5 protein-coding genes and 3 pseudogenes are annotated in these 8250 nt (G+C 60.5%); 3 read left to right on the plus strand and 5 right to left on the minus strand.

Going from position 1 to position 8250, the window contains the following annotated elements; translation table 11 throughout:
- Together QZ964_RS17675 and QZ964_RS17680 are read right to left on the minus strand one after the other, a co-directional pair.
- Positions 1-1164: tetratricopeptide repeat protein (locus tag QZ964_RS17675; RefSeq protein WP_292533161.1), on the minus strand; the 1164-nt coding region annotated here is incomplete at its 3' end.
- A gap of 378 nt (positions 1165-1542) precedes the next feature.
- Positions 1543-2436: pseudogene (locus tag QZ964_RS17680) on the minus strand (type II glyceraldehyde-3-phosphate dehydrogenase); the annotation flags it as partial.
- Positions 2437-2504: 68 nt separating this feature from the next.
- Here QZ964_RS17680 and QZ964_RS17685 point away from each other — a divergent pair.
- Together QZ964_RS17685 and QZ964_RS17690 are read left to right on the plus strand one after the other, a co-directional pair.
- A pseudogene (locus QZ964_RS17685) lies at positions 2505-3121 on the plus strand (transposase); the annotation flags it as partial.
- An 86-nt stretch (positions 3122-3207) separates the two neighbouring features.
- Complete coding sequence (locus QZ964_RS17690; RefSeq protein WP_292533162.1) at positions 3208-4236, plus strand: IS110 family transposase; 1029 nt, start codon at positions 3208-3210, stop codon at positions 4234-4236.
- A 113-nt stretch (positions 4237-4349) separates the two neighbouring features.
- Here QZ964_RS17690 and QZ964_RS17695 read toward each other — a convergent pair.
- Positions 4350-5107 (minus strand): IS5 family transposase gene (locus QZ964_RS17695; RefSeq protein WP_292533164.1). Its coding sequence is split into 2 segments (ribosomal slippage): positions 4350-4768 and positions 4768-5107, totalling 759 coding nucleotides; the frame shifts between segments, so codons are not numbered across the junction.
- A 241-nt stretch (positions 5108-5348) separates the two neighbouring features.
- Here QZ964_RS17695 and QZ964_RS17700 point away from each other — a divergent pair.
- Positions 5349-6035, plus strand: a pseudogene (locus tag QZ964_RS17700) (IS256 family transposase); the annotation flags it as partial.
- A gap of 303 nt (positions 6036-6338) precedes the next feature.
- Here the strand turns inward: QZ964_RS17700 and QZ964_RS17705 are convergent.
- The gene (locus QZ964_RS17705) at positions 6339-7352 is read right to left on the minus strand and encodes a hydroxyacid dehydrogenase (RefSeq protein WP_292533166.1); all 1014 of its coding nucleotides are present in this window, start codon (positions 7350-7352) and stop codon (positions 6339-6341) included.
- A 691-nt stretch (positions 7353-8043) separates the two neighbouring features.
- On the minus strand, positions 8044-8250 hold a 207-nt coding region (locus tag QZ964_RS17710; protein ID WP_292533168.1), incomplete at its 5' end, for a class I fructose-bisphosphate aldolase.

Consider the following 8250-nt stretch of genomic DNA (forward strand, 5'->3'; position numbering starts at 1 on the left):
CCGAACTCCATCTGTCCGGCGGAGTTGCTTCTCGACAGCCAGGTAGTCGAGCATGGAAAGCATGCCGCCCACATCAAGAGTAGCTGTTTTAAGAGTGGCCGTCTTAATGCCGGCGGTTTCAACTGCACGCATGCCCCTTGCGCGTTTGCGCCAGAAGAACCAGACGACTAAGGCGATCAGGGCGAGCCCCGCGGTGATCGCGGCAGATATGATCAGACGATCTGAGACGCTGAGCGTCGAAGTCGCGAGCGGAGCCGTCGCAGTCGTACGTGGCAAAGGCGCCGCCCTCTCGGCGATGAGCCTGTTCACCTCATCGAGCGCATCTTTCGCCGACGCGAGCTGTGGGTCGAGCCTCAACGCGGCTTCGAGGTCCCGTCTTGCACGATCGAGATCCTGCTTGGCGCGATAGACGTGGGCCCGGCCGACGAACGGGTCCGCAAATTTGAGATCGAGTTCGAGAGCCCTGCTGAAATCGGCAAGAGACTTGTCGAAATCGCCTTTGGCAGAGAACGCCAAGCCGCGATCATTGTAAGCGCTCGCCAGCTTGGGATCACGTTCGATCGCCTCGTCGTAATCGGCGATGGCGCGATCGAAATCACCTTGCGCCTGATAAACGGCTCCGCGATCGACGTGAAATGCGGCCGATCTCGGATCGAGTCTCACGGCCTCATTGAAATCGGCCAAAGCCTTGTCTAGATCGCCCTTGGCGCGATAGGCCTTGGCGCGGCCGTCATAAGCCGCCGTCGAATTCTCGTCGAGCCGTAGCGCCCTGTCGTAATCGGCGATCGCATGCTCGAGCTCGCCTTTTGCCCGATAGGTCGACGCGCGTTCGGTAAGGGCGAGAGCCGACCTCGGATCGAGCTGCAGCGCCCTGTCAAAATCGGCCAAGGCGCGATCGAAAGCGCCCTTGGCTCGATAGGCGGCGCCCCGATTGACATATGCTCTGAGCTGATTGCGTTTGCTTTCCCGACTCTCACGGACGATGACCTCCGTACACCCCGCGATCCGCACGTCCGGGTCGGCGCCGCGACAACGCGCCCAACGACCACTTTCGGCAAAGCCCGCCGTACTGAGGCAAACGCAAAACAGTCCTACGAGCGTCACGCGGAGGAGTAAGAGCATCTCCGATTTAGCGAAAACGCGAAAACGCGAAATATGCGCCATGTGGAGCTCCTGCGGACACAATGAATCGTTTGCTTGCGGCCCGACGATTCCATTGGACCGCATCAGTAGATAGGCGCCTCTTGTGCCGCTCGCTCCGAGCGCCGCCGGCGTATAGCGGAATAATGCCGCCCACACTAACAGAACGATGCCGCCTGGACGGCAGTTTTACCGGTCGTTGGATTTTGTCGCCGGCGATGGCATTGGGTCAAGACTTCCGGTTCTGTTCGCCTTTGATCCCCGCGCATGCTTTCGGCGGCGAATTCGATGCAGCGGGCCTTCGTTCATCATCTTCCGCGCGCCGACCACATCGAAATCGACGCTGCTTGAGATTTAAAATGGCGGCGGCTGTCGTCGACGAACTGACCGCACACAGCATGTTTACGGGACAAACGGAACGCCGATTCCCAGCGCGTCATCGGTTTTGGCGGTCGAGCCGTCTGCATTCTTTTCTCTTCCGGTAAGGGCGCGGATCGCATCAATTGTTTCGGGAATAACAATTGCTTGGTTGTCGACCATGTAGACGTAAAAAGCTTCGTCGCCCCGTACCGTCACCAAGTTTTCCCATAAAGCTACCTCGTAGAGATTGTCGCGGGGCCTCCCAATGTCCGCCATGAGTTCCTTGACGCTATTGATCGCCATCAGTCCGTCGCTCGTGCGGATCAAGGCAATGCGAGGCGATGATCGGAATGCGTCGATAAGTTCCTCTTTGCTTGCGTTACGTGTAAGCCCAATCGCCCAGCAGTGAAGATGAGCAATCGTTTCGGGGGCCTTGACCGCTATCGTGACGACGTCGAGATCCGGATCGACGGTCTGCGCGTCGGGGCCCTGATGGCTAGGGATTTCGCTCTCAGGAACGAGCGTGTTCATGATGCCCCCTTTGTGACTCTCCCATGGGTCCGTGGCGCGCCGGATCAGCGTGCCGCGCGCCCGCCGCAGAAGCCCGGCATGCTTCAACGCGGTCAGGGTTCGCACCACCGAGGTGGTGTTGCACGAGACTACGCGAGTCGACTCTCGCCCAACAGCCCCCGCATAGCTTGCCTCGGCGACGAACGAGTGCCCCGTCACCTCGTGTTTCTCGCCTCCTTGCACGATAAATTTGATGCCGATTACTCGATAACGTTCCGCGTTCCTCGCCCCGATCCCCTTCGGTGTGCAGTCGACGACGATCTCGGCCTTGCGCAACAGCTCGTCGAGCGCGCCTGTCACCTCGAGACCAGCCGCGCGCATTGCTTCGATGCTGCCTTCTAACGCCGCAAATAGCTTGAACCCTTTCCGAGCGGCGACGAGCTATCGCGGAAACTGGGTGATGACGGTGTGAAGAAGGCGGCGTAACGGGGTTGGTGACCAAACCTGCCCGAACCTCCCGTAGGAGCGTTACGCCATGACCGAGAATAATGTTGTCTCCCTCCGTCAGAAAGACGAAATCGACGACCCCCTGACCGAAATCCTGCGCTGTGGCGCAAAACGACTGATTGAGCAGGCGGTGGAGGCGGAGTTCGCGGCCTTTTTGGCGCTGCACGGCGATCTCAAGCTGCCGGACGGTCGCCGGCGCGTCGTTCGGCACGGACATGATCCGGTTCGCCCGATCCAGACGGGGATCGGGCCGGTCGAGGTGGAGAAGCCCAAGGCCCGGGATCGTGGGGCGGCGACCGCGGACGAGCGCATCCGCTATTCGTCCTCGATCCTGCCGAAATGGGCGCGGCGCACGAAAAGCCTCGACGTGCTTTTGCCGGCGCTTTACCTGCGCGGGATTTCGACCGGTGATTTCCAGGAAGTGCTGACGGCCTTGCTCGGCAAGGACGCGCCCAATCTTTCGCCTGCGGTGATCGCGCGATTGAAGGGCGAATGGGAGGCCGAATATCAACGCTGGCAAAAGCGCGATTTGTCGGCGCGGCGTTATGTGTATGTCTGGGCCGACGGCGTTTATCTGCAAGCGCGCATGGAGCCGCAGGCCGAGTGATGGAGTGGATGCCCCATCCCGACGGCATCGCGTTGTGCCAAGGTGGCGATGTTAGCGCATCCCACGGAACGGAGAGGGCATCCATGAAAAGGGTTAGCATCATCGGTCTCGACCTTGCAAAGCGGTCTTTCCAACTGCATGGCGCCCACTGCGACGGTAGCGTGGCTTTTCGGAAGAAGCTTTCGCGCGAAAAGGTGCTCACCTTCCTGGCCGAGCAGCCGCGGTGCGTCGTCGCCATGGAGGCCTGTGGCAGCGCGCATCACTGGGGCCGGGCGATCCGCGACCTCGGACACGAGGTGCGCCTGATTCCGCCTGTTTATGTCAAACCCTTTGTCAAGCGCCAGAAGAACGACGCAGCGGACGCAGAGGCGATCGCCGAAGCGGCGAGCCGGCCGACGATGCGCTTCGTCGCCGTCAAGACCGATGAACAACAGGCGCGCGCCATGCTATTTCGCACGCGCGATCTCCTGGTGCGCCAGCGCACCCAACTGATCAACGCGCTGCGCGGCCATTTGGCCGAACACGGAATCATTGCGCCGCAGGGGCCGACGAACGTGAAGATCCTCTCCGAGGCGGTCGAGGATCTGGGAACGTCGCCGCCGCTGCTCGTGGTCGAACTGGCGCGGGTCTATCTCGACCAAATCGAGCGACTGTCGGAAAGGATCGCCGAACTCGAAAAAGCGACGGCTCATGAAGCCAAGCGCGGGACGATGACGCGGCGATTGCAGACTATGCCGGGCGTGGGGCCGATCACCGCCATGGCGATCGAGACCTTCGCGCCGCCGATGGAGGTCTTCAAACGGGGACGCGACTTCGCCGCGTGGCTTGGGCTCGTTCCCCGCCAGCATTCGACCGGCGGCAAACAAGTTCTCGGGAAAACTTCGAAGATGGGGCAGCGCGACATCAGGCGGCTGTTGATCGTTGGCGCCATGGCAGTGGTGCGAGCGGCCTACCGGAAAGGAGCGCCGGAAGGAACGTGGCTCCATCGCATGCTGGCGCGCAAACCGCGGATGCTCGTGGGGATCGCGCTCGCCAACAAGATGGCCCGGTCGATCTGGGCCATGCTGACGAAGGCAGAAGATTATCGGGTTCCTGTGGCTGCGGCGGCCTGATCGACAATCAGCCAAAGCAACCGGAGGACTGTCGGGCGTGTAAGGAGGTCGACGAACGGTAAGGTCAAAATGATCGGTTAGATCTGGGTCTGGAAACGCATTAGGGCCCAGACTCATAACCAGTAGCTAACGGTTGCGGCGATGCAAACGGCGGCGAGGAAGTTCGTGGCGTTGCGGTCATAGCGCGTCGCCACGCGCCTGAAGTCCTTCAGTCGGCAGAACATGCGCTCGATGGCGTTGCGATTGCGATAGAGGAAGGGCGAGAAGCAGTTTTTCCACCTTCGGTTGGCCTTTGGCGGAATGTTCGGCATCGCGCCTCGATCTTCCACCTGCCGGCGGAGAGCGTCGCTGTCGTAACCCTTGTCGCCATGCAGAATGTCGCAAGACGGAAGCCGCGCCAGAAGTTCCGCGCCCGCGGTGCAATCGGCTACCTGGCCGCCGGTGAGCATGAAGGCGAGCGGGCGACATTGGGCATCGGTCAGCGCATGGATTTTGGTCGTGCGCCCGCCGCGCGAGCGGCCGATGGCCTGATTTTTCTCCCCCCTTTGCCGCCGCTGGCCGAGCGGTGCGCCTTCACCGCCGAGGAGTCGATGAGAACCTGCGCGGGCGGCCCACCTGCTTGCGCGAGCGCGTGAAAGAGATCGACCCAAACGCCTTTGACGGCCCAGCGGACGTAACGATTGTAGAGCGTCTTCTTTGGCCCATAGTCCGGCGGCGCGTCAATCCAGCGCCCACCGGATTTGAGCACATGAACGATGCCGCTGATCACCCGCCGGTCATCCACTCTCGCCTTGCCCCGCGTGTCGGTGGGAAGATGCGGCGCGATCTTTGAAAATTGCTCGTCCGTCAGCCAGAATCGATCGGGAATCATCGGCGCTTCCTTTCGGAAGCCGTGAATCACAACGCTGGGATCGTGCCAAGCAATTTATGGGTCTGGACCCTAGCATGCATCGAGCTCGACAGCTCGCCCGAGTGATTTGCGCCAGGTCCGCTCATCTCCATACCGGCCAGCGGCCAGATCAGGCCGCATACCAAGGCCTGATACATGACCGCACCCGATCACGCGACCAAGCCATTCGAAAACATCTTGCACGAACTGGGGCATCCATACATGCATGCTGGTGATCATCGGCGCGACGCCGGAGGGGAAGAAGGAACTGCTCGGCTTTCAGGCAGGTCCGCGCGAGAGCGCGCAAAGCTGGAAAGAGCTGCTCGTCGATTTGAAGGCGCGCGGCTTTTCGATCGCCCCGGAAATCGCCGTGGGCGACGGCGCGCTCGGCTTCTGGAAAGCTCTCGACGAAGCGTTTCCGTCGACGCGCCATCAGCGGTGCTGGGTTCACAAGACCCTGAACGTTCTCGACAAGCTGCCGAAATCCGTGCAGCCGAACGCGCATAAGGATTTGCGCGAAATCTGGATGTCGCCCGACCGGGCGAAGGCGGACGTCGCCATCACGACATTCGCCGAAAAATACGCGGCCAAATACCCAAAGGCCGTGGATTGCCTGCTGAAAGATCGCGAGACGTTGCTGACGTTTTTCGATTTTCCCGCCGAGCACTGGACGCATCTGCGCACCTCGAACCCGATCGAAAGCGCCTTCGCAACGGTCCGGCATCGCACGGTGCGCATGAAGGGCGCGCTCTCGCAGGACACGGCGCGCCTCATGGTCTTCAAGCTGGTGATGGCGGCGTCGAAAAGCTGGAGGCGACTGCAAGGACAAAATCAGTTGCCGAAGGTCGTCAGCGGTGTAACATTCCGTGACGGAATCGAAGTCGCCGCCGAGAAGAAATCCGCCGCTTGATTCACGCCGTCACCGAAATTCCGCCATAGCTCAGCGGCGACTCGCAACCGCCCGTCCGTCGCTATATCAGCGACGCCGACCAGCTCCATATCATCCTGGCAAGCGATCGCGTCGGCGACCCGTTTGCCGATAACCCCATATCCATTCAACGCGACACGAATTCTTCTAGTCTGTGCTGTCATGTTCCGCGCTCCTTCTGTTGATTGTGGCGCTACAGTCGATGCTTCCGCATCGTCCATCTATCGCTTCGAAAACGTTCGTATTCGGTGAGAGACTTTAAACTATTGGCGTTCCTCGTCAGACTCATCGACGTAAGGCGGTGACGACGTTTCGCGGCTGACCATCGACAAAGCTCATGATGTTCTCGATCGTTGTGTCGATGATGCGTCCGATGGCCTCGCGGGTATTGAAGGCGCTGTGCGGTGTGACCACGACATTCGGCATTCTGAGAAGGATGTGATCGGCCACAAGGTTACGGAGGTCGTGCTTGTTACAAAAGACGGAACAAATAAGCTCGGCCTCCTCGCGGATCATCGGCTCGTCGGGCAAGACGTCGAGCCCCGCCGCCGCTACCTTGCCACGCCTCAATGCCTCGATGAGCGCCTGCACGTCGATTAGGTCGCCGCGCGCCGTGTTGATCAGCACGGCGCCGTCCTTCATGCGTGAAAATTCCTTGTGCGAAAGAAGTTTATTCGTCTCCGGCGTGGCCGGGAGATGCAAGGTCAGGACGTCCGCCGCGCCGAGCACGTCGTCGAACGGCGCATAGCGGAAGCCGAGTCTTTGCGCCAGCTTCTCGTCAGGTCTGAGGTCGCAAGCGACCACCTTCATCTCGAAGCCCCCGGCGATTCGGATGACGTTGCGGCCAATGCTGCCGACGCCCAAGACGCCAAGGGTTTTGCCTGCGAGGTCGAAACCCTGAAGGCCAAGCGGCGAAAACTCGCCGTTCTGGGCGCGGTCCACCGCCTCCAACATCCGATGGCTGATCGTGAGAAGCAATGCGAAGACATGCTCGGCCACCGTATTTTCGCCATAAGTCGGCACGTTGGAGACGGCGATCCCGCGCTCGGCGCACAGGTCGATGTCGATGTGGTCGAAGCCAGTCGATCTAGTTGCGACCAACTTGAGCGCAGGCAATTCGTCGAGGACGCCTCGATCGATTTCGGAGTAGATGAATGTCGAGACAATCTCGGCATCCGAGAAGCTGGGCGCGTTGGCGGAGCGGAGCGGCTCCTTGACAAGGATGATTTCGTTTTGCGCATCGAGCGCATCGAACGCCGGCGCCTCGTGCGGCTCCAATTCGAAGACGATGATTTTCATATCTCGACCCTCGATTCGATACCCGAGTGGATCGACCGCAGGACCGCGGCTTCCTGCTCCGGCGGATGCATGTCGATCGGCAGTCGCGAGGCAAGTTCGAAGCCGACCAGAACCTTCGTCTACGGGACGATCCGCGAGCGCCATTGTAGGCACGGCGATCCAGATTCGTCTTCGAGGCGGCGTCGATTACATAATTATAGGGCGGGTCTCCGAAGGCGGCGTTCAGACGTACGAGAGCATTTTGAGGCGCGGTGGCGAGAGCGTCGATTTCAGCGTCCTGAATATCTCCGAAATAAGTTTGATGCGGCTTCGGGAGAATTCACCTCTCGAAAGGCGCGACCGGCATTATGGTCAGAAAAGGCGTCGTTCTCACCGAGGAGACGCCCGGTTTTAGTCCCGTGTGACGCAACACAGAATTCCAATTGGCCAAAGGCGCTCGCGCGCCGAGGAGGATATCTTGGCGATGGCAACTTCAGCTAAACGACATGACGCTTCGAAAATAGGGGCGGTCTTGTCGGACGCGGCGCTTCTCGATCTCGTGCAACGGCAAACTTTTCTTTATTAGCCGAACCTCTCCGAAAGACGACGGCGAAAGGCTGCGGGTTCATGAAGGCGCGGCCGAACAGTGATCACTATCGCGCCCCGATCGGAATTCGCCAGAGGGTCATCCTCTGATGCTGCCGCACAATGGTCATGCTGCCGCTCGTTCTTCCTTTTCCATCCATCGGCCTTGGGCGGCAAGTGCGTTCATGCGGGCTCTGTGTGCGAAGACCGCTTGCGCGGCGCGAACATTGTCCGGCTTTCCGGCCCAGATCTTCTGAGCCGCCGCCTGCAGGGCGCGGCCGTAACTGAAGGTCAACGCCCAGGGCCCACCCAAGCGATTGATCGCATCGAGATT

Origin of the sequence: Methylocystis sp. (assembly GCF_021731785.1) — a bacterium.
Classification (GTDB): Bacteria; Pseudomonadota; Alphaproteobacteria; order Rhizobiales; family Beijerinckiaceae; genus Methylocystis.

Coding starts and splice junctions, on each gene's coding strand:
- QZ964_RS17690 (WP_292533162.1), top strand. CDS start 3,208: ATGAAAAGGGTTAGCATCATCGGTCTCGACCTTGCAAAGCGGTCTTTC.
- QZ964_RS17705 (WP_292533166.1), bottom strand. CDS start 7,352: ATGAAAATCATCGTCTTCGAATTGGAGCCGCACGAGGCGCCGGCGTTC.